General features: G+C 71.3%; 25 protein-coding genes and 1 pseudogene. 15 read left to right on the top strand and 11 right to left on the bottom strand.

All coding sequences use genetic code 11. The features are described from left to right. Window positions 1-2: 2 nt before the first annotated feature. Window positions 3-863 (bottom strand): dihydropteroate synthase, encoded by an 861-nt coding sequence (folP, locus tag ACIRDU_RS15300; protein WP_403579086.1) that lies wholly within the window; start codon window positions 861-863, stop codon window positions 3-5. A gap of 144 nt (window positions 864-1,007) precedes the next feature. Between folP and ACIRDU_RS15295 the strand changes: the two genes are divergently transcribed. Both ACIRDU_RS15295 and ACIRDU_RS15290 read left to right on the top strand, forming a co-directional pair. After that, the gene (locus tag ACIRDU_RS15295; RefSeq protein ID WP_403579083.1) at window positions 1,008-1,397 is read left to right on the top strand and encodes a DivIVA domain-containing protein; all 390 of its coding nucleotides are present in this window, start codon (window positions 1,008-1,010) and stop codon (window positions 1,395-1,397) included. Beyond that, complete coding sequence (locus ACIRDU_RS15290; protein WP_403579080.1) at window positions 1,394-2,029, top strand: DNA-3-methyladenine glycosylase I; 636 nt, start codon at window positions 1,394-1,396, stop codon at window positions 2,027-2,029. The genes ACIRDU_RS15295 and ACIRDU_RS15290 overlap by 4 nt, the downstream gene beginning before the upstream one ends. On the opposite strand, the gene ACIRDU_RS15285 is transcribed toward ACIRDU_RS15290, so the two are convergent. After that, the gene (locus ACIRDU_RS15285; protein ID WP_403579077.1) at window positions 1,995-2,798 is read right to left on the bottom strand and encodes an enoyl-CoA hydratase/isomerase family protein; all 804 of its coding nucleotides are present in this window, start codon (window positions 2,796-2,798) and stop codon (window positions 1,995-1,997) included. The two genes, ACIRDU_RS15290 and ACIRDU_RS15285, sit on opposite strands and share 35 nt — an antisense overlap. Window positions 2,799-3,183: 385 nt before the next feature. Here ACIRDU_RS15285 and ACIRDU_RS15280 point away from each other — a divergent pair, with 385 nt between their 5' ends. Beyond that, a complete protein-coding gene (locus ACIRDU_RS15280) occupies window positions 3,184-3,351 on the top strand; it encodes a DUF3117 domain-containing protein (RefSeq protein ID WP_003966491.1) in 168 nt (55 codons plus the stop codon). 117 nt (window positions 3,352-3,468) lie between these two features. Here the strand turns inward: ACIRDU_RS15280 and ACIRDU_RS15275 are convergent, their stop codons facing one another. Further along, complete coding sequence (locus ACIRDU_RS15275) at window positions 3,469-4,167, bottom strand: O-methyltransferase (protein ID WP_311774664.1); 699 nt, start codon at window positions 4,165-4,167, stop codon at window positions 3,469-3,471. 234 nt (window positions 4,168-4,401) lie between these two features. Between ACIRDU_RS15275 and sigE the strand changes: the two genes are divergently transcribed. The 5 genes from sigE (at window position 4,402) to ACIRDU_RS15250 (ending at window position 9,574) form a co-directional block, all read left to right on the top strand. Then, a complete protein-coding gene (gene sigE, locus ACIRDU_RS15270; protein WP_033311073.1) occupies window positions 4,402-5,103 on the top strand; it encodes an RNA polymerase sigma factor SigE in 702 nt (233 codons plus the stop codon). Further along, a complete protein-coding gene (locus ACIRDU_RS15265; protein ID WP_403579074.1) occupies window positions 5,100-6,098 on the top strand; it encodes an anti-sigma factor family protein in 999 nt (332 codons plus the stop codon). The genes sigE and ACIRDU_RS15265 overlap by 4 nt, the downstream gene beginning before the upstream one ends. Window positions 6,099-6,228: 130 nt before the next feature. Beyond that, entirely contained in the window at window positions 6,229-8,031 is a 1,803-nt protein-coding gene (locus ACIRDU_RS15260; protein ID WP_403579071.1) for a trypsin-like peptidase domain-containing protein, read from the top strand. Between the two features lie 224 nt (window positions 8,032-8,255). Beyond that, window positions 8,256-8,675, top strand: a complete 420-nt coding sequence (locus ACIRDU_RS15255; protein ID WP_403579068.1) for a sec-independent translocase — start codon at window positions 8,256-8,258, stop codon at window positions 8,673-8,675. Window positions 8,676-8,902: 227 nt separating this feature from the next. Continuing rightward, a complete protein-coding gene (locus tag ACIRDU_RS15250; RefSeq protein ID WP_403579065.1) occupies window positions 8,903-9,574 on the top strand; it encodes a hypothetical protein in 672 nt (223 codons plus the stop codon). A 53-nt stretch (window positions 9,575-9,627) separates the two neighbouring features. On the opposite strand, the gene ACIRDU_RS15245 is transcribed toward ACIRDU_RS15250, so the two are convergent. From ACIRDU_RS15245 to ACIRDU_RS15235, 3 genes are read right to left on the bottom strand one after another with little or no spacing between them, the layout of a single operon-like run. Continuing rightward, on the bottom strand, window positions 9,628-10,761 hold the full coding sequence (locus tag ACIRDU_RS15245) for an Mrp/NBP35 family ATP-binding protein (RefSeq protein WP_361301577.1): 1,134 nt from the start codon (window positions 10,759-10,761) through the stop codon (window positions 9,628-9,630). A 43-nt stretch (window positions 10,762-10,804) separates the two neighbouring features. Then, entirely contained in the window at window positions 10,805-11,401 is a 597-nt protein-coding gene (locus ACIRDU_RS15240; RefSeq protein WP_403579062.1) for a DUF1003 domain-containing protein, read from the bottom strand. After that, entirely contained in the window at window positions 11,391-12,674 is a 1,284-nt protein-coding gene (locus ACIRDU_RS15235; protein WP_403579059.1) for a magnesium transporter MgtE N-terminal domain-containing protein, read from the bottom strand. The genes ACIRDU_RS15240 and ACIRDU_RS15235 overlap by 11 nt, the downstream gene beginning before the upstream one ends. A gap of 234 nt (window positions 12,675-12,908) precedes the next feature. Between ACIRDU_RS15235 and ACIRDU_RS15230 the strand changes: the two genes are divergently transcribed. Continuing rightward, on the top strand, window positions 12,909-13,655 hold the full coding sequence (locus ACIRDU_RS15230; protein WP_403579056.1) for a hypothetical protein: 747 nt from the start codon (window positions 12,909-12,911) through the stop codon (window positions 13,653-13,655). Between the two features lie 4 nt (window positions 13,656-13,659). Here ACIRDU_RS15230 and ACIRDU_RS15225 read toward each other — a convergent pair whose 3' ends face one another. Continuing rightward, a complete protein-coding gene (locus tag ACIRDU_RS15225) occupies window positions 13,660-14,172 on the bottom strand; it encodes a hypothetical protein (protein WP_403579053.1) in 513 nt (170 codons plus the stop codon). Window positions 14,173-14,195: 23 nt separating this feature from the next. After that, a complete protein-coding gene (locus tag ACIRDU_RS15220) occupies window positions 14,196-15,311 on the bottom strand; it encodes a magnesium and cobalt transport protein CorA (protein ID WP_403579050.1) in 1,116 nt (371 codons plus the stop codon). A 455-nt stretch (window positions 15,312-15,766) separates the two neighbouring features. Here ACIRDU_RS15220 and ACIRDU_RS15215 point away from each other — a divergent pair, with 455 nt between their 5' ends. Next, window positions 15,767-16,351: a suppressor of fused domain protein gene (locus ACIRDU_RS15215; protein WP_403579047.1), complete on the top strand. Its 585-nt coding sequence runs from the start codon at window positions 15,767-15,769 to the stop codon at window positions 16,349-16,351. Window positions 16,352-16,381: 30 nt separating this feature from the next. Here ACIRDU_RS15215 and ACIRDU_RS15210 read toward each other — a convergent pair whose 3' ends face one another. After that, window positions 16,382-17,605 (bottom strand): MFS transporter, encoded by a 1,224-nt coding sequence (locus ACIRDU_RS15210; RefSeq protein WP_403579045.1) that lies wholly within the window; start codon window positions 17,603-17,605, stop codon window positions 16,382-16,384. A gap of 161 nt (window positions 17,606-17,766) precedes the next feature. Here ACIRDU_RS15210 and ACIRDU_RS15205 point away from each other — a divergent pair, with 161 nt between their 5' ends. From ACIRDU_RS15205 to ACIRDU_RS15195, 3 genes are all read left to right on the top strand, one after another. Next, the gene (locus tag ACIRDU_RS15205; RefSeq protein ID WP_361301601.1) at window positions 17,767-18,408 is read left to right on the top strand and encodes a DUF6758 family protein; all 642 of its coding nucleotides are present in this window, start codon (window positions 17,767-17,769) and stop codon (window positions 18,406-18,408) included. A 121-nt stretch (window positions 18,409-18,529) separates the two neighbouring features. After that, a complete protein-coding gene (locus ACIRDU_RS15200) occupies window positions 18,530-19,390 on the top strand; it encodes a PHP domain-containing protein (RefSeq protein WP_403579043.1) in 861 nt (286 codons plus the stop codon). Between the two features lie 117 nt (window positions 19,391-19,507). Further along, complete coding sequence (locus ACIRDU_RS15195) at window positions 19,508-20,113, top strand: MarC family protein (RefSeq protein ID WP_403579040.1); 606 nt, start codon at window positions 19,508-19,510, stop codon at window positions 20,111-20,113. Between the two features lie 9 nt (window positions 20,114-20,122). Here the strand turns inward: ACIRDU_RS15195 and ACIRDU_RS15190 are convergent, their stop codons facing one another. After that, window positions 20,123-22,234 carry a trypsin-like serine peptidase gene (locus tag ACIRDU_RS15190; protein WP_403579038.1) on the bottom strand — a complete coding sequence of 704 codons (2,112 nt, stop codon included), beginning with the start codon at window positions 22,232-22,234 and terminating at the stop codon, window positions 20,123-20,125. Between the two features lie 133 nt (window positions 22,235-22,367). After that, the gene (locus ACIRDU_RS15185) at window positions 22,368-22,520 is read right to left on the bottom strand and encodes a hypothetical protein (protein WP_094057445.1); all 153 of its coding nucleotides are present in this window, start codon (window positions 22,518-22,520) and stop codon (window positions 22,368-22,370) included. Window positions 22,521-22,738: 218 nt separating this feature from the next. Here ACIRDU_RS15185 and ACIRDU_RS15180 point away from each other — a divergent pair, with 218 nt between their 5' ends. Together ACIRDU_RS15180 and ACIRDU_RS15175 are read left to right on the top strand one after the other, a co-directional pair. After that, window positions 22,739-23,641 carry an NYN domain-containing protein gene (locus ACIRDU_RS15180; protein ID WP_403580594.1) on the top strand — a complete coding sequence of 301 codons (903 nt, stop codon included), beginning with the start codon at window positions 22,739-22,741 and terminating at the stop codon, window positions 23,639-23,641. A gap of 40 nt (window positions 23,642-23,681) precedes the next feature. Beyond that, window positions 23,682-23,869 (top strand): annotated as a pseudogene (locus ACIRDU_RS15175) (IS5/IS1182 family transposase); the annotation flags it as partial.

Raw genomic sequence — 23,869 nt, 5'->3', positions numbered from 1 at the left:
GGTCAGGCCAACCCGCGCCGCGCCACGGCAGGAGCCCGGCGCCCCGCAATCGCCGAGACCATCTCGAGCACCTGCCGCGTCTCGGCGACCTCGTGCACCCGGTAGACCTGCGCCCCCAGCCACGCGGACACCGCCGTGGTCGCCAGCGTCCCCACGACCCGCTCCTTCACCGGCCGGTCCAGCGTCTCCCCGACGAAGTCCTTGTTGGACAGGGACACCAGCACGGGCCACCCCGTGGCGACCATCTCGTCCAGCCTCCGCGTCGCCTCCAGGCTGTGCCGCGTGTTCTTCCCGAAGTCGTGGCCGGGGTCGATCATGATCGACTCCCGCGGCACCCCGAGCGCGAGCGCCCGCTCGGCCAGCCCGACCGTCACGTCCAGGATGTCCGCCATGACGTCGTCGTACTCGATCCGGTGCGGCCGCGTCCGGGGCTGCGCCCCACCGGCGTGCGTACACACCAGTCCCACCCGGTACCGCGCGGCGACCTCGGCCAGACCCGGGTCGACACCGCCCCACGCGTCGTTCAGCAGATCGGCCCCGGCCTCGCACACGGCCCGGCCGACCTCGGCCCGCCACGTGTCCACGCTGATGATCACGTCCGGGAACCGCCGCCGCACCTCCGCCACGAACCCGACCGTCCGCCGGGCCTCCTCCTCGGCCGTGACCTCCTCGCCCGGCCCGGCCTTGACCCCGCCGATGTCGATGATCGCGGCGCCCTCGGCCACGGCCTGCTCCACGCGCGCGAGGGCCGGCTCGTCGCGGAAGGTGGCGCCCTGGTCGTAGAAGGAGTCCGGGGTCCGGTTCACGATCGCCATGATCACCGGCTCGTGCGTCCCGAATTCCCGCGAGCCCAGCCTGAGCATCCCCTGTGACCTTTCCTGGTACGTCCCGTCTTCCGCCGCCTGCGACCCTAACCGTCGGACTCGCATGGCACGATCGGAGCCTGACAACATCCGACTCGGAGGACTCCCGAAGAGTCCGATCCATCCGACCGTAGGGGCCCCGCGATGGTTATGTTCCTGTTCCTGGTCGTCGCACTCGCCGTCGTGGTCGCCGCGGTGACGCTCGCCGTGGTGGGCGGCGGCGACAACAGCCCGCTGCCCGAGGCCGCCCCCGAGCGGCTGCGCGACCCGCTGCCCCCGGACCGCCCGGTCGACCGCGCGGACGTGGAGGGCCTGCGTTTCCCGCTCGCCGCCCGCGGCTACCGCATGGCGGACGTGGACGACGCCCTGAGCCGTCTGGGCGCCGAGCTCGCCGAGCGCGACGCCCGTATCGCCGACCTGGAGTCGGCGCTGGCCGGTGCCCGGTCGGCCTCCGCCCACGGGCCGGTGCACACGGCCGGGGACAACCACGTGTCCATGGACAAGCCCGCCCCCCGGCCGGAGGACCGGCCGTGAGCGACGGCGCCGCCCTGGCCGGTCCGGACGGCGCGCTGCGCTGCCCCTGGGCCCTGTCCGCACCCGAGTACGTGGCGTACCACGACGAGGAGTGGGGCCGCCCGGTCCACGGCGACGACGCGCTCTTCGAGCGGCTCAGCCTGGAGGCCTTCCAGTCCGGCCTGTCCTGGATCACGATCCTGCGTCGCCGCCCCGGCTTCCGCGCCGCCTTCGCCGACTTCAAGATCGCCTCGGTGGCCGCCTTCACCGACGAGGACCGCGAGCGCCTCCTGGCCGACGCCGGCATCATCCGCAACCGCGCCAAGATCGACGCGACCCTCGCCAACGCGCGTGCGCTGACCGAGTGGTCCCCGGGCGAACTGGACGACCTGATCTGGTCCCACGCCCCCGACCCGGCCACCCGTCCGGCCCCGAAGACCCTCTCCGACGTCCCGCCCGTCACCCCCGAGTCGACGGCCCTGTCCAAGGCCTTGAAGAAGCGGGGCCTGCGCTTCGTGGGCCCGACGACGGCGTACGCCCTGATGCAGGCGTGCGGCCTGGTCGACGATCACCTTCAGACGTGCGTGGCCCGGCGGCACAAGCGCTACGACCCCGAACTCACCGGCCCAGGTACTTCGGCTTCTCCTTGTTGACGAAGGCCTGCACCGCGATCGCGTGATCCTCGGAGGAACCGGCCCGGGTCTGGAGCTCGTCCTCCTTCTCCAGTGCCTCCTCCAAGGAGTGCGTCAGCCCGAACGCCACCGACTCCTTCAGCGCCGCGTACGCCACCGTCGGCCCCTCGGCCAACGCCCGTGCCACCTTCTCGGCCTCCGCCCGCAGCTCACCGGCCGGCACCAGCCGGTTGGCGACACCGAGCTCGTACGCCTCCTGCGCACTGATGCTCCGCGGGAAGAGCAGCAGATCAGCAGCCCGCCCCGGGCCGACGACCCTCGGCAGCGTCCAGGAGATCCCCGAGTCGGCGGTCAGCGCCACCCCCGCGAACGAGGTGTTGAACGCGGCCGTGTCCGCCACGATCCGGTAGTCCGCGGCGAGTGCGAAGCCGAAGCCCGCTCCGGCCGCCACCCCGTTCACGGCGGCGACGACCGGCTTCGCCGCCCCGGCCAGCGCCCGCACGATCGGGTTGTAGTGCTCCCGCACCGTGCTCATGGTCTGCCCCGACCCGGCTTCCCGGTCCGCGGCCAGCAGCCCGATGTGCTCCTTGAGGTCCTGCCCCACGCAGAACGCCCGGTCACCGGCGGCGGTCAGCAGCACCGCCCGCACGGCGGCGTCGTCCGCCGCGGACCGGACCGCCTCCCGCAGGGCGACCTTGGTCTCCACGTTCAGCGCGTTCATCGCCTCCGGGCGGTTCAGCGTGATCGTCGCGAGTCCGTCGCTCACCTCGTAGAGCACGGTGTCGGTCATGGCGTATCCCCTCCGAATCGCGGATCAAGGGCGTACCGGCCGGTACGCCCCGGGTCTGCAGGACAGCATGACGGAGATCGCCGACGGCGAACCGGACCGGACGTGTGACCTGCGTCAAAGAATTTCCGCCCGGATTCGTTCGGCGGATGTGTGTGCGGTGGCGGAGTATCGCAGTCTCATCGCCGAATTGAGTGGTTTTGCTCGCGTGCGTTGCCCAAGCGATGCCGACCGATGTTGGTCATCGGGTCCTGAGATGCGGGATAATGGCTTGGAAGCAATGTGTTCGATGCCGGTGTCGCGAGTCCTGCCACAAGGACCGTACGTGTGCCCTTCTTCAGGGCCGTCGGCTTTGACGATGAGCTGGGTTTCAGGAAGGGGAACGAGCATGGCGGCCATGAAGCCGCGAACGGGTGATGGCCCGCTCGAGGTGACCAAGGAGGGGCGGGGCATCGTCATGCGCGTTCCGCTCGAAGGCGGCGGTCGGCTCGTCGTCGAGCTGACCCCTGACGAGGCCGACGCGCTCGGCGACGCCCTCAAGAAGGTCGTCGGCTGACGCGCAAGCGACCATACCCTTTCAGTCGCCCCGGCATCACATGTGGTGCCGGGGCGACTGTTTTCACCGCTGACACTCGGCTGCCCCGGCTCCCGTGCCGCTGACGTGCGACCCCGGCTACCGTTTCACCGCGCACAGCAGACCGTCGCCCACCGGCAGCAGCGACGGCAGCAGCTCCTGGCTCTCGCGCACCGCGCGCAGCAGCTCCCGCAGCCGTAGCACCTCCGTGGGCTGCGGACCGGAGTCCACCGTCCGGCCGTTGGCGAAGGCGCCCTCGAAGACGACGAGCCCGCCGGTGCGCAGCAGACGCAACGATTCAGCGAGGTAGTCCATGACCTCAAGGCGGTCGCCGTCGCAGAAGACCAGGTCGTAACCGGCGTCGGCGAGACGGGGCAGCACGTCCAGGGCGCGGCCCGGGATGAAGCGGGCCCGGTTGCTGGCGAAACCGGAGGCGCGGAAGGCCTGGCGGGCGAACTGCTGGTGCTCCGGCTCGGGGTCCACGGTCGTCAGGACACCGTCGGGCCGCATACCGTGCAGGAGGTGGATCCCGGAGACACCGCAGCCGGTCCCGATCTCCGCGACGGCCTTCGCGTCGACGGACGCGGCCAGCAACCGCAGCGCGGCGCCCGTGCCGGGCGTCACCGAGCGCAGCCCTGCCTCGCGGGCCCGGTCCCGGGCCCAGTGCAGCGCTTCGTCCTCGGCGACATAGGCGTCGGCGAACGCCCAGCTCGTCTGCCGGTTGCCGGTAATGACCCTCTCCTGTCCCCGTGAATGCCTGGGCGTGACTGTATCCGTTGGGCACGGGAACCCGCAGATGGGACCGGTCGTTTAAAGGGACGAGCAAGTGGCGCGGGCCGGGACGGGGGGCGGGCGGTGCATCAGGACGCCGAGCAAGTGCCGACGCAGCAGTACGAGGCGTATCAGCACAGATCAAATTCTCGTAAAACCGCTTATCCGGTCCTAACGGGCGAGGTGGCTATGGTAGGGGCTCCACTGGACACCACCAGAGCTGACAGGGGAGGTGCGGCTGCGCCTGTGGATCGCGCAGGAGTGCTCCGGCGCTTCCTCGGATCAGCGGGCAGGCCGACATCCGTGAACGACACCGCTGCTGACCACAGTCACGCCGCTGACTTCGCCCAGACCGCGACCTTCACCACCGACGCGGACGGGCAGGCGTGGACTCCGCCCACGTGGGAGGAGATCGTCAGCACGCACAGCGGCCGGGTCTACCGGCTCGCCTACCGTCTGACCGGTAACCAGCACGACGCGGAGGACCTCACGCAGGAGGTCTTCGTCCGCGTCTTCCGCTCCCTGTCGACCTACACGCCGGGCACCTTCGAGGGCTGGCTGCACCGCATCACCACCAACCTCTTCCTGGACATGGTCCGCCGCAAGCAGCGCATCCGCTTCGACGCGCTCGGCGAGGACGCGGCCGAGCGGCTGCCCAGCAAGGAGCCCACGCCGCAGCAGGTCTTCAACGACGCGCACTTCGACGCGGACGTCCAGCAGGCCCTCGACACCCTCGCCCCCGAGTTCCGCGCCGCGGTCGTCCTGTGCGACATCGAAGGACTGTCGTACGAGGAGATCGCCGCGACCCTCGGCGTCAAGCTCGGCACGGTCCGCTCGCGGATCCACCGTGGCCGCTCCCAGCTGCGCAAGGCCCTCGCGCACCGCTCCCCGGAGGCGCGTGCCGAGCGCCGCTCCTTCGTCCCCCGTGTTCCCGCACTGGGAGGAGGGGGCGCGAGCGCGTGAGCGGATCACGGCCTGAAGCTTCCGAGGGTCACCTCGCAGAGCAGCATCTGGGAGACCGACTCTCCGCCCTGGTGGACGGAGAGCTCGGTCATGACGCGCGTGAGCGCGTACTGGCGCACGTGGCCACCTGCCCGAAGTGCAAGACGGAGGTGGACGCCCAGCGCCGGCTGAAGAACGTCTTCGCGGAGGCGGCCCCGCCGCCCCCCTCCGAAAGTTTCCTGGCCCGCCTGCAGGGACTACCCGCGGGCGGCGGCCCGGACGGTGATCTCACACCGCCGGGCGGGGGAGGGCTGCCCGGAGGGCTGTCCGGACGGTTCGGATCGTCCGGGGCCTTCGGAGTGAAGCGAGGCGAGCGGTTCGAGTTCGGGTATGCCCCGTCCCGGCCGCACCTTCCCGTGCTGCCCCCCTCCTCGGGCGGCCGGAGCCTTCCCGCGGGGAAGGGCTTCCGCATTCACGATGTCGGCCGGCCCGACACCGACCGGTCCTCCTCGCGGCTGCGGTTCGCGTTCGTGGCCGCCGGTGCCGTCTCCCTCGCCGCGATCGCGCTGGGCGGCGTCACCACCGGCGTCCCGACCGACGCGGAAGCCCGCGGCGGCCAGGGCACGGGGAGCAACGTGACACCGATGCGCACCCAGGGCACCGGTGCCGCGACGCCGCCCGAATCCCAGCGCCGCCGGACGGCGCCGCTGCTCGGGCAGGTGCACGGCCAGAGCATGCTCGGCCACACCCCGGTCGCTCCGACCGAGGTGTCCGGTCCGCTGCTGCCCGGGGTGCCGTCCGCCGCCCGGCATCACGCGCTGCATGCCCTGACCGCCCCGGTGGTGGCCGGTGCCGCCGTCATGTCCCCGCTGATACGTCCGCTCGAGGCGGCCACGCCGGCCGGCCTGACCTCGTGGTCCACGGTCCCCGACATCACGGCACCCCTGTTCGCCGTGCCCTTGCCGGACACCACCTCGTCCCCCTCTTCCCCCGCATCCTCGCGTACGGCTCACTGACCGCCTCTGCGCGCCGGCCCGGGAACCTGATTGAATCCGAGGGTTGTCGCCCGCGGCCGAGGTGTGGCCGGGCGCCGATTCGACGAACCGCGGCCACCGCGACGAGCCGTGCCGCGGCTGTGGGGAGAGCATGAACGAGGGGAAGCCCACGAAAGCGAAGTGGTGGAGCCGTCCACGGCCGCAGGACCTTCCGGGGGAGCCGGAGAGTACGGACGGGGCCGTCGGGGAGGACCTGACCGGCAGTGACGGGGACTTCGAGCTGGCACGTCCTGCGTCCCGGCACGATGGCGACTACGAGTTGAGGCGTCCCGAGGCGGTGGAGACGGACGACCCTGTCGCCGCCCCGGCCGTCTCCGGCGAGGCCCCCGCGGAGGCCGCCGCCTCCGTCCCCGCAGCCCGCGAGGCCGGCCAGGACGTCCCCGTCGCCTCCGCCCCGCACGCCGTGCCGGCCGAGGGCGCCGCTCCCAGGCCGCTGCACGACCCGGACCCGTACAGCACCCCGCCCTACGGCGAACCCGGCCCCTGGGCACCCGCGCCGCCCGTCCAGCACCCGGCGACGACACCCGCGCAGGGCATGGCGATACCGGGGCAGCCGACCGTACCGGGCACCCCCGCCGTCGCGCCGCCACACGGCACACCGCCCGCCCCGGCCCCCAGCGCCCCCGCGTCCCTGCCGGCCGCGCCGGTCCACGCCGACGCTGCCGTGCACGCCCCCGCCTCCGACCCCTGGCGGCGCTACGACCCCTGGGCGGCTCCCGCGGTCGCCGGAGGGCACGGGCCTCTTCAGCAGAACGGCGCCGCCGTGCTCAGCACGGAGCAGCGGCACAAGCGGGGCAGGAAGTCCCTGGTGCTCGGTGCCGTGCTGCTCGCGCTCGTGTCCGGGGGCGTCGGCGGTGTCGTAGGGACGTATCTGGAGCGGAACGGAGGCGTCGGGACCGTCGAGCTGCCGCAGGCCGGGAAGGAGGCCTCCGCGCGGGACGCGGACAGTGTGGCCGGGATCGCCGGGCGGGCCCTGCCCAGCGTGGTCACCCTGCATGTCAGCGGCGCGGGCGAGCAGGGCACGGGCACCGGCTTCGTGCTCGACACCCGCGGGCACATCCTCACCAACAACCACGTCGTGCAGCCCGCCGGATCGGGCGGCGAGATCACCGTGACGTTCAACGGCGGGGAGACCGCGCAGGCCGAGGTCGTCGGCCGGGACAGCGGCTACGACCTGGCCGTCGTGAAGGTGAAGGGCGTCAGCGGACTCACCCCTCTGCCGCTGGGCAACTCGGACAACGTGCAGGTCGGCGACCCGGTCGTGGCCATCGGCGCCCCCTTCGACCTGGCCGGCACGGTCACCTCCGGCATCATCAGCGCCAAGCAGCGGCCCATCACGGCCGGCGGCGAGAAGGGCGACGGCAGCGACGTGTCGTACGTCGACGCGCTGCAGACCGACGCACCCATCAACCCCGGCAACTCCGGCGGGCCGCTGCTCGACGCCCGGGCCCGGGTCATCGGCATCAACTCGGCCATCCGCTCGGCCGACGGCGGCTCCACCCAGGACAGCGGCCGGTCCGGTTCGATAGGCCTCGGCTTCGCCATCCCCATCAACCAGGGCAAGCGCGTCGCCGAGGAGCTGATCAACACCGGGAAGGCGACCCACCCGGTCATCGGCATCACCCTGGACATGGACTACACGGGCGACGGCGCCCGCGTCGCCACCGAGGGCAGCGAGGGCGGACCGCCGGTCACCGTGGGCGGCCCGGGCGCCAAGGCCGGGATCAAGGCGGGCGACGTCATCACGGAGGTCGACGGCGGGCGGGTGCACAGCGGCGAGGAGCTGATCGTCAAGACCCGGGCGCACCGCCCCGGAGACCGGCTGGAGCTGACCGTGGAGCGCGCCGGCAAGGAGCGGACGGTCTCCCTCCTCCTCGGATCGTCCGGTGGCTGAGACACGATGTCCGGGACCCGGGGAGACGTCTCATCAGGCCCCACAAGGGACCGACAAGGCAAACAATCGGGAAAGCGCTCCCACCTCCCGCACGCGGAGGTCCCGGGACAGTACCGGTCGGACAGGATCGCCGGGTACCGTGGATCCGGCCCGGACCACGGCAAGACCCGCACCGACCACGAGGGCCGAGGACCGAGGACCGAGGACATCGCAAGGAGCTTCAGGTGTTCAATGACATAGGACCACTCGAGCTGGTGACGCTCATCGTCCTCGCCGTGCTCGTCTTCGGTCCGGACAAGCTCCCCAAGGTCATCCAGGACGTCACGCGCACGATCCGGAAGATCCGTGAGTTCTCGGAGAGCGCGAAGAACGACATCCGCGAGGAACTGGGCCCGGAGTTCAAGGACTTCGAGTTCGAGGACCTGAACCCCAAGACGTTCATCCGCAAGCAGCTGGACAACGAGGACCTGGGGCTCAAGGAGATCCGCAACGGCTTCGACCTGAAGAAGGAAATGGCGGAGGTCACCGACGCCGTCCACAGCCGTGACTCCGACACCTCCTCCGGCGGCCGTATCGACATGACGAAGAAGCCGGAGACGCCCGACCCGGACGACCGGCCGCCCTTCGACGCGGACGCCACCTGAGCGATACGCCCAGGGGCGTACGCCCCCGTGTGCGTGACGCGTTTCATACTCCGGTCGGGCTGTCTACGGCCTGAACCGGGCGCCCGTGCGGCCCACGCGCCGGGCGGTTTCCCTGCTGCTCGCAGCGGTGTGGCTATGCTGCCGAGTTGTTGTGCGGACCGTGACGAGTACGCCCGAAGGGGGGCGGGCCGTTCCGGTCCGACTAGAGCGAGGAGGCGTGCGGGCACATGGAGACGACGAGTCGGGCAGTCGCGCAGACGCCGGCCGCGGAGGGTGCGCAACAGGCCCCCTCCGCCCGGCGTACGGTCGACGGCTACCTGCGTGCGCCCTTCCCGTGGTACGGCCTCGACGAGGCCTTCACGGGGCCGCGCTGGCTGATGCAGGTCGGTACGACGGCCGACGGAGCCGTCGAACACGGGTCGATCGGGCACGGCGACGAGCCCACGGTGCGCAACGAGCATGTCGCCGGGGGCGATCCGGACGCCAAGGAGAAGTTCGCGGTCGTGGTGACCGTGGCGGCCAATCCCTCACGCCGCACGGCGGACGGAACCGGGCTGCTGGAGGCCACGTCGGTGTCCTCCGCGGCGTGGCTCGCGGGCGTGGGGCTGCTGTCCTTCACCTGGCCCGGGCAGATGGACCACGCGCTGCGGGACGACTGGCTGGAGCAGCAGACGGAGACGGCGTGGGTGCTGGCGGACGACCTGGACGGATCCGACTGGTCGACCCTGTCGCTTCCGGTGGACGGGGTGCCCACGGCGTTCCACTACCGGGAGTCCGAGTTCGGCTGGGTGCTCGCCGGTTCCACGTCGGCCGGGGTTCACGTCGGGGCGTACGGCAGGGGCATGAGTGCGTATGGGCTCGGCTTCGCCGCGGTGAAGGACATCGCCGCGTACGAGTGAGCCGTGGGGCGCCGGTTGGTTGCGGCGCCCCTTCGCCGTCTGCCGCGTTCGGATCAGAACTTGTTCCGCGGCGTGATCCCCAGGGACAGGCCCGACAGGCCCCGCTGGCGGCCGCCCAGCTTGCCCGCGATCGCGCGCAGCGCCGAGCCCGCCGGGGAGTCCGGGTCCGTCAGGACGACCGGCTTGCCGTCGTCGCCGCCCTCGCGGAGGCGGACGTCGATGGGGATGCTGCCGAGGACCGGGACGTTCGTGCCGGTCGTGCGGGTCAGGCCGTCGGCGACCGTCTGGCCGCCGCCCGTGCCGAAGACGTCGACCATCTCGTCGCAGTGCGGGCAGGGCAGGCCGGACATGTTCTCGACCACGCCGACGATCTTCTGGTGGGTCTGCACGGCGATGGAGCCCGCGCGCTCGGCGACCTCGGCCGCCGCCTGCTGCGGGGTGGTCACGACCAGGATCTCCGCGTTCGGGACCAGCTGGGCGACGGAGATCGCGATGTCGCCGGTGCCGGGCGGCAGGTCCAGGAGCAGGACGTCCAGGTCGCCCCAGTACACGTCCGCCAGGAACTGCTGGAGGGCGCGGTGGAGCATCGGGCCGCGCCAGACGACCGGGGCGTTGCCGGGAGTGAACATGCCGATGGAGATGACCTTCACGCCGTTCGCGGACGGCGGCATGATCATGTTCTCGACCTGGGTGGGGCGGCCGTCGGCGCCCAGCATGCGCGGCACGGAGTGGCCGTAGATGTCGGCGTCGACGACACCGACCTTGAGGCCGTCGGCCGCCATCGCCGCGGCCAGGTTGACCGTCACCGAGGACTTGCCGACGCCGCCCTTGCCGGAGGCGACCGCGTAGACGCGGGTCAGGCTGCCCGGCTTGGCGAAGGGGACCTCGCGCTCGGTCTGGCCGCCGCGCAGGGCGGACGCCAGCTCCTTGCGCTGCTCGTCGCTCATCACGTCGAGCGTGACGTCGACGCGGGTGACGCCCTCGACCGCGGAGACCGCGTCGGTCACGCGCTGCGTGATCGTGTCCCGCATCGGGCAGCCCGAGACCGTGAGGTACACGGTGACCGCGACCGCCCCGTCCGCACCGATCTCCACGGATTTGACCATCCCGAGTTCGGTGATGGGCTTGTGGATCTCGGGGTCGTTCACCGTCGCCAGTGCCTCGCGCACCGCGTCTTCCGTAGCCATAAGGACGATGGTACGGCGCCGTACCGGGGCGTAGGAAAGCGTCTCAGCGGTCGTCTGCGTCACGTCCCCGTGACCGTTCCGCCGGGAATACGACGGGGTCGTGCCGGTGGCCGTTCTGCCGTTCCTCCATTTCCTTGACCATGTCCTGCAGCTCCGAGCGGATCCAGTCGCGGGTGGCGACCTCGCCCAGGCCGATGCGCAGGGCGGCGATCTCGCGCGTCAGGTACTCGGTGTCCGCGATCGACCGCTCGTTCTGCTTGCGGTCCTGCTCCAGGTTGACCCGGTCGCGGTCGTCCTGCCGGTTCTGCGCGAGCAGGATCAGCGGGGCCGCGTAGGAGGCCTGGAGGGACAGCATCAGGGTCAGGAAGATGAAGGGGTACTCGTCGAAGCGCAGGTGGCGCGGGGCGAGGCTGTTCCAGGCCACCCACAGGACGATGGCCGCCGTCATCCAGACCAGGAACCGTCCGGTGCCGAGGAAGCGCGCGATGCGTTCCGAGAACCGTCCGAAGGCGTCCGGGTCGTACTCGGGCAGGATCCGGCGCCGGGGCACTCCCGGCTGGTCGAGGCGGGTGCGCGGCCGGGAGGCCGCCGTGGCGCCCGCCAGGGTGCGCTCGCGCACCGTGTCGCGCTCAGGAACCATCGGTCGCCACCTCCTCGTCCAGGTGGAACTCCGTCTCCCGCCAGTCCTCGGGGAGCATGTGGTCGAGCACGTCGTCCACGGTCACCGCGCCCAGCAGCGACCCGGCCTCGTCGACGACCGGCGCCGCGACCATGTCGTACGTGGCGAAGAAGCCCGCGATGGCCGGAAGGTCGGCCTCGGGGTCGAGGGGCTGCAGGTCGCTGTCCACGATGGAACTGACCAGGGTCGGCGGTGGTTCGCGCAGCAGGCGCTGGAAGTGGACGGTGCCCAGGTACTTGCCGGTCGGCGTCTCGTCCGGGGGCCGGCACACGTAGACCTGGGCGGCGAGCGCGGGGGAGAGGTCGCGGTTGCGGACCCGGGCCAGGGCGTCGGCGACGGTGGCGTCCGGGCGCAGCACGATCGGCTCGGTGGTCATCAGACCACCCGCCGTGCGGTCCTCGTACGACATCAGGCGCCGCATGTCGGCCGCGTCGCCGGGCTGCATCAGGCTCAGCAGCCGCTCCTGCTCGTCCGTCGGCAGCTCGCCCAGCAGGTCGGCCGCGTCGTCGGGGTCCATGGCCTCCAGGACGTCGGCGGCGCGCTCCTCCTTCAGCTTGCCGAGGATCTCGATCTGGTCGTCCTCCGGCAGCTCCTCCAGCACATCGGCGAGCCGGTCGTCGTCGAGGGCGGCGGCGACCTCGGCCCGGCGCTTGGGGGAGAGGTGGTGCAGGACGTTGGCCAGGTCGGCGGGGCGCAGCTGCTCGAAGGTGGCGAGCAGGTTCTCGGCGCCCTGCCCCTGCTCCTCCAGGGAGAAGCCGGTGACGGCGGTCCACTCGACGGTCAGCGCCTCGCCCTTGGCGCGCCGGAAGGCACTGCCCTTCCTGCCCTTGCGGACGAAGACCCGGTCGATCTCCCACTCCCGACGGGCCGGCAGCTGATGCACCGACAGGTCGAGGACGGTCACCTCCTCGCCGGTCTCGGTGAGCGTCACGCGCCGGTCCAGCAGCTCCCCGAAGACCAGCCGCTCGGTGGGCCGCTGCTCGAAGCGCCGGACGTTGAGGACGCCGGTGGTGATGATCTGGCCGGACTGGATGGCGGTGACCCGGGTCATCGGCAGGAAGATACGGCGGCGGGTGGCGAGTTCGACGACGAGACCGAGCAGCCTCGGCGGTCGCTGCCCCACCCGCAGCATGACGACCAGATCGCGCACCCGCCCCACCTGGTCACCGGCTGGGTCGAAGACGGCGACACCTTGGAGGTGCGATACGAAGATCCGGGGGGCGCCCGCTGCCATGGCCGCGGCTCCTTTTCGTGCGGGGTGGTTCGTGGTGGCTGTCTGTGCGGCTGTCCTTGTGCCTGTGTCTTCCGAATTGCCCGCTCGGGTGGGCTTCAGGCTAGCCCGTCCCGATCGGGGCTGCGTCGGCGGGCGGTCCGGACGGACTGGCTCCGACCCGCCCGCACGACCCCGGTACCCTGCGGTACGCCGTTCAGGTCTCCCGTCAGAGAGGCAGCTCCACCTGTGACTCCGATGCGCCAGAGCCGCAGCCGCGGTGCCGCACTCGCCAGCGCGACGTGCGCGTTGCTCGTGACGGGAACGGTGCTCACCGGCTGTGCGGAGGATCCGAACGAGGGCACCAACGGAGTCGGCAGACTCCCCGCCGCCAAGATCCAGAGCAAGACCCGGTCGGTCGCCGGGTCCGCCGGGGCGGTCCGGGTGCACGGCAACGTCGTCAGCGGCGAGCGGACGTACGCGCTCGACATGCGGCTGAAGGACGACGGCGGCGACGGTTCGGTCACCACCCAGGGCACGACCTTCAAGCTGCTGCGCATCGGCGAGCAGCTCTACGTCAAGGCGGACGCCGAGTTCTGGAGTCACGGCAGCGGCCGGGGCGGGGGCGGCAAGGGGGACGCGGCGGCGGCCTCCAAGCTCGGCGGCAAGTACGTGAAGGTGCCGCAGGGCGACCCCTCGTACAAGAAGTTCAGCGGTTTCACGGACAAGGCTCTCCTCCTCGACGGTCTGCTGACCCTGCACGGGACGCTCGCCACGGACGGCCACGACGAGGAGGCGGGCGTCCGCACCATCCGCGTCACCGGCGACAAGGGCTCCGGCGGCACGCTGGAGGTCTCCCTGGAGGGCAAGCCGTACCCCCTGCGCCTGGCGCGGGCCGGCGGGGCCGGCACCCTCACGTTCTCCGCCTGGGGTGAGGACTTCTCCCTCAGGGAGCCGGAGAAGAACGAGACGGTGGACTACGGCAAGCAGCTGCCGGCGTCGTAGGCCCTCAGGCCCGTTTGCGCCTTTTCAGCAGCAGGCGGGGCAGACCCGCCGGGATCGGCCGGCGGGTGATCGCCGGGGAGGGCAGGGGCGGCTCGGACAGGGAGCCGTCGGGCAGCGGCGCCGTCACCCCGGTCGGCTCCAGGCGCAGCACCCGGCACTCGCGGGCCCAGCGCTCGGGCACGGCCTCGCCGTCGGGCGCGTTCAGCCGTTTGCCCTTGAGCTCGGCGACCGCCGCGTCCCACGCCTCGGAGCCCGGTGCGAGCTGGCTGACCCGGGCCGTCCAGGTGAGGAGCCGGCCGCCCTTGTCCTTGCTGCGGACCGTCACCTTCGCCTCGGCGCCGTCGGCCAGCCCCGGCAGCGGCTGCTCGCCGGGCCCGTCACCGACCAGGCAAGCGGCACCCTCGTGCCACACGTGCCACAGCGCACGCGCCGGGCCGTCGGGGCCCTGGACCCAGACGAGGCCGGACTTCTTCGTGGCCTCCTCGACGAGGGCCTGCTCGAGCAGCTCGCTTGTCATGGGGCCCAGCCTATCCAGGCCGCTCACAGCCATCCGTTCCGCTTCAGGGTGCGGTGGATGCCGAGGCAGATGACCACCGTGACGCCCATGATCGCCGGGTAGCCGTAGCGCCAGTGCAGCTCCGGCATGTGGTCGAAGTTCATGCCGTACACCCCGCACACCATCGTCGGCACGGCGATGATCGCGGCCCACGAGGTGATCTTCCGCATGTCCTCGTTCTGTGCGACGGACGCCTGCGCGAGGTTGGCCTGGAGGATGGAGTTGAGCAGTTCGTCGAAGCCGAGGACCTGCTCCTGGACGCGGGCCAGGTGGTCGGCGACGTCCCGGAAGTACTTCTGGATGTCCGGGTCGATCAGCCGCATCGGCCGCTCGCTCAGCAGCTGCATGGGCCGCAGCAGCGGCGACACGGCCCGCTTGAACTCCAGCACCTCGCGCTTGAGTTGGTAGATCCGGCCGGCGTCCGAACCGCGCGGCGCGCCCTTGCGGCCCGGGGAGAACACCTCGGTCTCCACCTCGTCGATGTCGTCCTGCACCGCGTCGGCGACGGCGATGTACCCGTCGACCACGTGGTCGGCGATGGCGTGCAGCACGGCAGAGGGGCCCTTGGCGAGCAGCTCGGGGTCGTCCTGGAGACGGTGCCTGAGGGCCCGCAGCGAGCCCTGCCCGCCGTGCCGGACGGTGATGAAGAAGTCCCGTCCGGTGAAGCACATGACCTCGCCGGTCTCGACGACCTCGCTGTTGGCGTCGAGCTGGTCGTGCTCGACGTAGTGGATGGTCTTGAAGACCGTGAAGAGGGAGTCGTCGTAGCGCTCCAGCTTGGGCCGCTGGTGGGCCTGGACGGCGTCCTCCACGGCCAGCGGGTGCAGTCCGAACTCACCGGCGATGCCGGAGAATTCGGCCTCCGTCGGCTCGTGCAGGCCGATCCACACGAAGCCCCCGTCGCGGCGCACCAGGCGCACCGCCTCGTGCGGGGTCAGCGCGTTCTCGGTCTCGATGCGGCGGCCGTCGCGGTAGACGGCGCAGTCGACGACGGCGGAGGACGCCGCGGGGCTGCGGGTGGAGTCGTAGGTCCCGCCGTCCTTGCGCAGCGACACACGGGACGGACGGACGACTGCGCGCAGGTCGCGGATCATCGACATGGCGGGCTCCTTCGCGGGCGGGCAACGAACGGCGCCGGCGACGGGTGGAACTGCCCGGAATGAGGACGTAGGGACTACGGATGTTTGGCACGTCCACAAAGCGGGGAGCACCGCACCGTCGCGGTGGCCGGTTTCGTTACTGATTCAGCTACTGAGGCAGATCAGGCAAAGCGAAACGAAGCGCTCTTCCGCGGTGAAGCGAGTGCGAGAGGTGGCAGCCAGAGACAGAAGCGGCTACATCAGCGGCGCGAAGAGCGTGGTGCTACTGCACGGTCGACTTCGATCCATTGCAGCCCCACCTCCTCCGGCCGGTCCCTCGTAAGGGAGTTCCTTCGGCGTCGGGGCTTGATCGCGACGCTTCTGCGTGCTGCCCCGAACCACCGGGCAAGAGTAGCAGCCGACGCAACTGTCAAGGTGCTGCTTTGCCCGCTACTGACGAGTTCTATGCTCGCCGCATGGCAGATGTTCTTCCTCTGGTCGAGGCCCGGTTGCGCACCGCGCTGGGCGAACCGGACGCGCGCGCGGCGGTCACCTTCCTGGGCACGGACCGCGTCGAGGTGCTCCGCTTCCAGGGGGGCGGCATCGTCCGCTACGCCTCGCTCGGCATGTCCGCGCACCCCATGACGGACCCCACGGCGGTGGTCGCCGACCCGGTCAGGGGCCCGCGGGCCGAACTGGTCCTCTCGGTCCGTTCCGGACTCGCCGACACCGACAAGGTGCTCCGCCCGCTCGCCGTGCTCGCCGCGTCCCCGCAGGTGGAGGGCCTGGTCGTGGCTCCCGGAGCGTCCCTCGACGTCGGTGAGCCGCTGTGGCCCGGCGCCCCCTTCACCTCGGTCCTGGTCGCCGAGCCGGGCGGCCTGGTGGAGGATCTGGAACTCGACGAGCCCCTCGACCCCGTGCGGTTCCTGCCGCTGCTGCCGATGACCCCGAACGAGGCCGCCTGGAAGCGCGTGCACGGCGCGCAGGCGCTCCAGGAGCGGTGGCTGAACCAGGGGACGGACCTCCGGGATCCGTCCCGGAAGTCCGTCCCGCTGGAGTGAGGAAGCTCACCAACACCGAGCCGCGAAGCGTCAGTTGGCGAAGACCGTGACGCTGTCCTCGATCTGGTGCTTCGGCTCGATCTCCTCCGCTTCGTGGGTGAGGGCCTTACGCCGGACGACGACCACGATCGCGCCCGCGACCGCGGTGACCGCCGCCACCACGAACGGGATGTGGATGTCGGTCCACTCCTCGATCTTCGGCGCGAAGTACGGAGCGGCCGCCGCCGCGAACCAGCGCACGAAGTTGTAGCCCGCGCTCGCCACCGGCCGGGGCGCGTCCGAGACGCCGAGGGCCAGCTCGGTGTAGACGGTGTTGTTCACGCCGATGAAGGCGCCGGACAGGATCGTGCACACGACGGCGGTGGTGTGGGAGCCGTAGCCGAGCACCAGCACGTCGGCCGCGAGCAGCACCAGCGAACCGCCGAGCACCTTCAGCGACCCGAACCGCTTCTGGAGCCGGGGCGCGACGATCACCGAGAAGACGGCGAGCAGCACACCCCAGGCGAAGAACACCGCCCCCGACCGGTACGGGCTCATGTTCAGCACGAACGGGGTGAAGGCCAGCACGGTGAAGAACGTGTAGTTGTAGAAGAACGCCGAGACCGCCGCGGAGGCGAGGCCGCCGTGGCCGAGGGCCTTGATCGGGTCCAGCAGCGCGGTCTTGCGGGCCGGCTTGGGCTGCTCCTTGAGGAACACCGTGATGCACAGGAAGCCGACGGCCATCAGGAACGCCGTGCCGAAGAACGGGTAGCGCCAGCTGGCGTCGCCGAGCAGGGCGCCCAGCAGCGGGCCGCAGGCCATGCCGAGGCCGAGGGCCGACTCGTACAGCAGGATCGCAGCGGCGCTGCCGCCGGCCGCCGCGCCGACGATGACCGCGAGGGCCGTCGAGACGAACAGGGCGTTGCCGAGGCCCCAGCCGGCCCGGAAGCCGACCAGCTCGCCGACGGATCCGGAGGTGCCCGCGAGCCCGGCGAACACCACGACGAACGCGAGGCCGAGCAGCAGGGTCTTGCGGCCGCCGATCCGGCTGGAGACGAAGCCGGTCACCAGCATCGCGACGGCGGTGATGAGGAAGTACGAGGTGAAGAGCAGGGAGACCTGGCCGGCCGTGGCGTCCAGGCCCTGGGCGATGGACGGCAGGATCGGGTCGACGAGCCCGATGCCCATGAAGGCGACGACCGACGCCCCGGCGGTCGCCCACACGGACTTGGGCTGCTTCAGGAGGCCGCCCGCTCCGGCGTCGAAGGGGTCCATTGCTTGCTCCCTTTCCCGGGACGGAGATGGTTGGTCTATACACACACTAAGTTAGGGAGGCTAATTAATGCAAGCTACATCTAGTGCGGGTGGTGAAGGGTTCCGTCCGGATGGGTGATCGTCCTTGACGCGACGGGGCGGGGGTAGGACCGTGGGGCCCTATGAGGGGCGAACCCAGTTGCCCGAAGTGCGGTGGCCGGGTCAGGGCTCCCGGCCTCTTCTCCGACTCGTGGCAGTGCGATGTGCACGGCACCGTCCATCCGGTGCAGCCCGTGATACCGCCCAGCGTCGACGCCCTCAACGTCGTGGTGCACCGCACCCAGGTGCCGTTGTGGATGCCGTGGCCGCTGCCGGTCGGATGGCTGTTCACGGGCGTGGCCTGTGCGGGGGACGACCGAACGGGCGGCCGTGCGACCGCCGTCGCCTGCACCGGACCCGGGCCGCTCGGGGGAATGGGCGAGCTGATCCTGGTGGCCGAGGAACTGGGGGTCGGGCTCGGTGCGCGGTACGCGGGCATGGACGGCCCCGACCCCGGGCCGCACATGAACGTCGAGAAGCCGCCCCAGGCCAAGGTGCTGGCCGCCGGGCGTCCCACGCCGTTGTGGCACGTGGCCGGGGCGCCGGACGACCGGGCCGTCTTCGCCGGTGAGGCGCTGGGGATGTGGCTGTGGGCCGTGGTGTGGCCCGAGCAGTCGGGGCTGCTGATGTACGACGAGCTGGTGCTGACGGACCTGCGGGACGCCGGGGCGGAGGTCGAGCTGGTTCCCTGTGGCGCCCTGTCGCCGCGCCTGCTGGGGGCGTGAGGGGTCGGGGGGCACGTGCGTGTAGGGGGCGCTTGCCGGGTTCAGGTGTGACATCGGGCGTCGAAAATCCGGTTATCCTTGAGCAGCCCTGTTCGTGTCGTCCGTGTCTGGAGTCCGTGTCGTGCGTATCGACCTGCACACCCACTCCACCGCCTCCGACGGTACGGACACGCCCGCCGAGCTGGTGCGCAAGGCCGCTGTGGCCGGGCTGGACGTCGTCGCCCTGACCGATCACGACACCACGCGCGGGCATGCCGAGGCGATCGCAGCCCTGCCCGAGGGAGTCACGCTGGTCACCGGCGCGGAGCTCTCCTGCCGGCTCGACGGGATCAGCATGCACATGCTGGCCTACCTCTTCGACGCCGAGGAGCCGGCGCTGCTCGCCGAGCGGGAGCTGGTCCGGGACGACCGGGTCCCGCGCGCCCGCGGCATGATCGCCAAGCTCCAGGAGCTCGGCGTGCCCGTGACGTGGGAGCAGGTGGCGCGGATCGCCGGTGACGGGTCCGTCGGGCGTCCGCATGTGGCGAGCGCGCTCGTCGAGCTGGGTGTCGTGCCCACCGTGAACGACGCCTTCACGCAGGACTGGCTCGCCGACGGCGGCCGGGTCTTCGTGGAGAAGCACGAGACCGACCCCTTCGAGGCGATCCGGCTGATCAAGGGCGCGGGCGGGGTCGCGGTGTTCGCGCATCCCGGGGCGACCAAGCGGGGGCGCACCGTGCCGGAGGCCGCCATCGCCGAGATGGCCGCGGCCGGGCTGGACGGCGTCGAGGTCGACCACATGGACCATGACGCGGACACGCGCGCGCGGCTGCGGGGACTGGCGAAGGAGCTCGGGCTGCTCGTCACGGGGTCGTCGGACTACCACGGCAGCCGGAAGACGTGCCTGCTCGGGGAGTACACGACGGATCCCGAGGTCTACGGGGAGATCACCCGACGGGCCTTCGGGGCGTTTCCCGTGCCGGGGGCCGGCGGAGCCGTCTGAGGTCGCTCTCCCCCTGTAGGTCCGTTTCTTTCTCACCCGGCGCTGCCCGCTGTGCCCACCTGTTCCGCCGTGCGGAACGCCCGCCCACGGCGGCAGCCCCCTGCGCAAGGCTCACTCATGTTCGACCTCGCCGTCTTCGGCTCCCTGTTCCTGACCCTCTTCGTCATCATGGACCCCCCGGGGATCACGCCGATCTTCCTCGCGCTCACCGCCGGCCGGCCCGGCAAGGTGCAGAAGCGGATGGCCTTCCAGGCCGTCTGTGTCGCCGGTGGTGTGATCACCGTGTTCGGTCTCCTCGGGCACCAGATCCTGAACTACCTGCATGTGTCCGTGCCCGCGCTGATGATCGCGGGCGGTCTGCTGCTCCTGCTGATCGCGCTGGATCTGCTCACCGGCAAGACCGACGAGCCCAAGCAGACCAAGGACGTGAACGTCGCCCTCGTGCCGCTGGGCATGCCGTTGCTGGCCGGGCCCGGGGCGATCGTGTCGGTGATCCTCGCGGTGCAGAAGGCCCACACGGTCGCCACGCAGGTGTCGGTGTGGGCGGCGATCCTCGCCATCCATGTCGTGCTGTGGATGGTGATGCGCTACTCGCTGGTGATCATCCGGATCATCAAGGACGGCGGGGTGGTCCTGGTGACCCGGCTCGCGGGCATGATGCTCTCCGCGATCGCCGTGCAGCAGATCATCAACGGCGTCACGCAGGTGATCCAGGGGAGCTGAGGACCCGCCTCACGCCTGGAGGGTCAGGACGCTGCGGATCTCCCGGGCCGGTCCCGGATGGCCGAGGTACTCGTCGATCTTGTGCGCGCGGTCGCGGCCGTTGGGGACGGCCAGCTGGGTGAGCTTCCCCCACCGTTCGTCCTCCAGGGGGCAGCCGATGGCCACCGCGTCGGTGGGGCACCAGACGTTGACCCAGTCACGCACCCGGGGCGGCTGGTGCGGGCCGCGGGTGAGGAGCCGCTCGTTGACGCCGTCCAGACCGAGCGGGCTGCCCGCGGTGACCAGCAGGACGGGGTCGAGGCCGTCGGGGAGCCGGGTCAGGAGGTCCATGCCGACGACCGTGCCCAGGCTGTGTGTGACCAGCACCAGCTCGCCGCTGGAGGGCATCGTCTCCATGACGCTGTTCAGTACGGCCTGCCGCACGGCGCTGTCACCGAGGTACAGGTCGACGTCCCGCAGGAACGTGGCGATGGTCCACTCGTCCAGGTCGGACCTGGCGGCGAGCCAGCTCAGTGGCCGGTGCAGCGCCCCGACCAGGCCCGCGCCGAAGCCCTCCGTGGTCGCCGGCCCGTTCTGCGGCATGCCCGCCCGGGCGGCCGCCTCGTAGAGCATCCGCTCGTAGGAGCCCGTCGGTGACTCCGCGGCGAACACCTCGGCCGCAGTGGCGGCGCTCACCTGATCGAGACCCATGGGCTCGGCCGTGCTCTCCCTGCCGCTCACGAGGCCGTGCAGTCTCGTGCCGTAGAACGGGAACCACACGTCCTCCGGGTCGAGCGGGGGAAGCGCCGCCAGGGTGAGGCCGCGGTTCAGGCCGGCCGTCCAGGTGCGGCGGAGATCGTCGGGGTGGTTGTCCTGCTGGTCCCGGCCGTGCAGGAAGACCAGGTGCTGACGGCCGCCGAAGGCGGTACCGCGGGCCCGGAGCCCGACCTGGGGTTTCCGGGCGGTGGCCTCGCTCCCGGTCGTGGGGCCCGTCGCCGGTGCCGCGGGGGCGGGCGGGATCGTGGCGCGCGGTGCCGCGGCCGTCCTCTCGGGCTGTGTCCCGGTGGCCGGCGTGGGAAGGGCCGGGGCGGTGGCCATGGCCTGGTCCAGGCCGGTGTCCGGGCCCATCTCCGCCAGCAGGGCACGCCGCCCCGGATCGAGGTCCAGCCCGGCCAGGTGCCTGAGGATCGAGCTGATCCGGACGCCCTCGTTGGCGACCCATTCGATGGCGTCGTCGCCGTCGCCCTGCTGCCAGGGCCGGCCGTCCTTGCGCAGCACGCGGCCCTGGTCGTCCTTCTTCGGCACGCCGCTGTGGTGCAGCGCCACGACCTCCCACTGGTCGTTGAAGACCGGGGAGCCGGAGTTCCCCGGTTCCGTGTCGGTCGTGTAGTGCACGAAGTCGTCGAGCCGGACCAGCACCGCGTTGTCGCGCAGCGCGATCTCCTTCAGCCGCCCCTGCGGGTGGCCGATGATGTTCACCTTCTCGCCGAGCACCAGCTTGCCGATCTGCACGCTCAGCCGGTTCCAGCCGAAGACCTCACCCGGCGGTGGGCCGTCCGGGGCGGGCGTCACCGCCACGAGGGCGAAGTCGAGCCGCCGGTCCGCCGCGAAGAAGGTTCCGGGGTCGAGCTCCATCCGGACGACGGTGTCGGGCAGGTTGTCGGCCGTGACCTGGGCGTTGAACTCCACGAAGCAGCGGCGGGCGAAAGTCTCGTCGGGCAGGACGTGGTGGTTGGTCATCATCAGCCGCGGCGAGACCATGAAGCCGGTGCCGTGCGGCAGTTCGCGGCCGTCGCGCCGCAGGGTGATCCGGGCGACCGTGGCCCCGGCCCTGACCCCGCGCGGCAGGAAACTCCAGGCCTGGAGCTCGTTGGACAGGTCGATGATCCGCTCGTTGGCGTCGGGCAGGTCCATGGCCTCGCGGTGGATGTCCGCCACCACTGCCGACGGCGACAGACCGCCCCGGTCGAGGATCCGGTCGGCGCGCACGGCGAGCGCGTCCGGGGAGTCCGGGAACCGCACGCCGGCCGCCAGCCGGCCCTCGACCCGCTCCCGCTCGACGGCGGAGTCCTCGTAGCGCCGGGCGGCCTCGGCGGTGGCCTGCTCGTGCAGCTCCGTGTGCGTCAGGTCCGTCACCGACATGCTCCACCGTCCTGTTCCGGTTCGCGCTGTGCCCCTGAGCCAGTACGCCCCGGGCCGCGGAGGTCCGCAACAGCGGAGCCCCCGCATGGCTGATGCCGGGCGGGGGCTGCGAAGTGTGGGAGAGCTGCGCGCGTTATGAGGCCGTGGTCTCGGCCGGGCGGATCCAGAGGCGCTGCCCTATGGCGGCCGCCTGCTGAACGATGCGGTTGACGGAGGCGGCGTCCACGACGGTCGTGTCCACAGGTGTGCCGTCGACATCGTCGAGTCGCATGATTTCGAAGCGCAAGGGCTTCTCCCTTCGTCTGGTCATCCTCCTGAGGAGAACTACTCGGTGTGCGGCCCACCGGGCTCGGTGCTCGGTGTTCCGTATGGGTCAACAGGGATGCATGGGTCAAACATTCCCTACGCTAAGGAAATTTTTCGAACGGCTAATTACCAAGGCGTAAGAGTGTCGTTACGGGACCGACCGGGACCGGTTGTGTTCGCAGCGTGACCGCCGGGACAATGGAGGTGATGAACGACGACCTCGCGGCCCTCCACGCCCGCATCGAACGCACCAACGAGCTGCTCCAGCGCATGCTCGCCGAGGTGGCGAAGACGCCCTCCACCCACGCGATCTTCGTCGATGCCGGGTATCTGTACGCGGCCGCGGGACGCCTCGTCGCCGGCACGGAGGACCGTCGCGCCTTCGACCTCGACGCCGAAGGCCTGATCGACGCGCTCATCGACAAGGCCCGCACGATCTTCGCGGACAGCCGGCTGCTGCGGGTCTACTGGTACGACGGTGCCCGGCGCCGCATCCACACGGCAGAGCAGCAGACCGTCGCGGAACTGCCGGACGTCAAGGTGCGGCTCGGCAACCTCAACGCCAACAACCAGCAGAAGGGCGTCGACTCCCTCATCCGCTCCGACCTGGAGTCCCTCGCCCGGCACCGCGCCATCAGCGACGCGGCCCTGCTGGGCGGCGACGAGGATCTGGTGTCGGCGGTGGAGGCGGCCCAGGGGTACGGCGCCCGGGTTCACCTCTGGGGCATCGAGGCGCCGGAGGGCCGCAACCAGGCGGAGCCCCTCCTGTGGGAGGTCGACAGCCAGCGCACCTTCGACCTCGACTTCTTCAAGCCGTACGTCTCGCGCCGCACGGCCCCCGTCCATGAGTCGGCTGCGGGCCGGCCCAGCCGCGAGGACGTGCGGTTCGTGGGTGCGCAGATCGCCGCGAAGTGGCTGGCGGCACGCGGCCGGGACACGCTGGTGGAGCTGCTGCCCGGGCACCCGTACCTGCCCGGCTCGGTGGACCAGGACCTGCTCGTGGAGGCGGAGGGCCTCCTGCAGTACTCGCTGCGCGGCCAGGCGGACCTGCGGCGGGCGTTGCGGGACGGCTTCTGGGAGCACTTGCGGTCGCAGTACTAAAGGGTGTTGCAGAAGGCTTTGCGGCGGGCATTTTGCCTGTATGGGTGGGGTGTTGAGGGCTGAGCCGGTGTGGGTGGAGACGTTCACGGGCTTGCGTATGGACCGGTTCGCGAGGCTGGTGAAGGTGGTGCGCGAGCGGGGCGGGAACGGGCCCGGTGGTGGCCGGCCGTGGTGCCTGCCGTTGGCGGACCGGGTTCTGCTGGTGGCGGTGTACTACCGCACGAACCT

The organism is Streptomyces sp. NPDC093598 (genome assembly GCF_044764825.1).
In the GTDB taxonomy this organism is placed as follows: domain Bacteria; phylum Actinomycetota; class Actinomycetes; order Streptomycetales; family Streptomycetaceae; genus Streptomyces.
This window is presented reverse-complemented; position numbering and strand designations above follow the sequence as displayed.

Bases quoted from the DNA above. Each gene is read 5' to 3' on its own strand.
- ACIRDU_RS15180 (WP_403580594.1), top strand. From the start codon at position 22,739: ATGGAGGTGATGAACGACGACCTCGCGGCCCTCCACGCCCGCATCGAA.
- folP (WP_403579086.1), bottom strand. From the start codon at position 863: ATGCTCAGGCTGGGCTCGCGGGAATTCGGGACGCACGAGCCGGTGATC.
- ACIRDU_RS15210 (WP_403579045.1), bottom strand. From the start codon at position 17,605: ATGGACCCCTTCGACGCCGGAGCGGGCGGCCTCCTGAAGCAGCCCAAG.
- ACIRDU_RS15240 (WP_403579062.1), bottom strand. From the start codon at position 11,401: ATGGTTCCTGAGCGCGACACGGTGCGCGAGCGCACCCTGGCGGGCGCC.
- ACIRDU_RS15285 (WP_403579077.1), bottom strand. From the start codon at position 2,798: ATGACCGACACCGTGCTCTACGAGGTGAGCGACGGACTCGCGACGATC.
- ACIRDU_RS15295 (WP_403579083.1), top strand. From the start codon at position 1,008: ATGGTTATGTTCCTGTTCCTGGTCGTCGCACTCGCCGTCGTGGTCGCC.
- ACIRDU_RS15190 (WP_403579038.1), bottom strand. From the start codon at position 22,234: ATGTCGGTGACGGACCTGACGCACACGGAGCTGCACGAGCAGGCCACC.
- ACIRDU_RS15230 (WP_403579056.1), top strand. From the start codon at position 12,909: ATGCGCCAGAGCCGCAGCCGCGGTGCCGCACTCGCCAGCGCGACGTGC.
- ACIRDU_RS15250 (WP_403579065.1), top strand. From the start codon at position 8,903: ATGGAGACGACGAGTCGGGCAGTCGCGCAGACGCCGGCCGCGGAGGGT.
- ACIRDU_RS15220 (WP_403579050.1), bottom strand. From the start codon at position 15,311: ATGTCGATGATCCGCGACCTGCGCGCAGTCGTCCGTCCGTCCCGTGTG.
- ACIRDU_RS15260 (WP_403579071.1), top strand. From the start codon at position 6,229: ATGAACGAGGGGAAGCCCACGAAAGCGAAGTGGTGGAGCCGTCCACGG.
- ACIRDU_RS15205 (WP_361301601.1), top strand. From the start codon at position 17,767: ATGAGGGGCGAACCCAGTTGCCCGAAGTGCGGTGGCCGGGTCAGGGCT.
- ACIRDU_RS15235 (WP_403579059.1), bottom strand. From the start codon at position 12,674: ATGGCAGCGGGCGCCCCCCGGATCTTCGTATCGCACCTCCAAGGTGTC.
- ACIRDU_RS15225 (WP_403579053.1), bottom strand. From the start codon at position 14,172: ATGACAAGCGAGCTGCTCGAGCAGGCCCTCGTCGAGGAGGCCACGAAG.
- ACIRDU_RS15245 (WP_361301577.1), bottom strand. From the start codon at position 10,761: ATGGCTACGGAAGACGCGGTGCGCGAGGCACTGGCGACGGTGAACGAC.
- ACIRDU_RS15280 (WP_003966491.1), top strand. From the start codon at position 3,184: ATGGCGGCCATGAAGCCGCGAACGGGTGATGGCCCGCTCGAGGTGACC.
- ACIRDU_RS15215 (WP_403579047.1), top strand. From the start codon at position 15,767: ATGGCAGATGTTCTTCCTCTGGTCGAGGCCCGGTTGCGCACCGCGCTG.
- ACIRDU_RS15195 (WP_403579040.1), top strand. From the start codon at position 19,508: ATGTTCGACCTCGCCGTCTTCGGCTCCCTGTTCCTGACCCTCTTCGTC.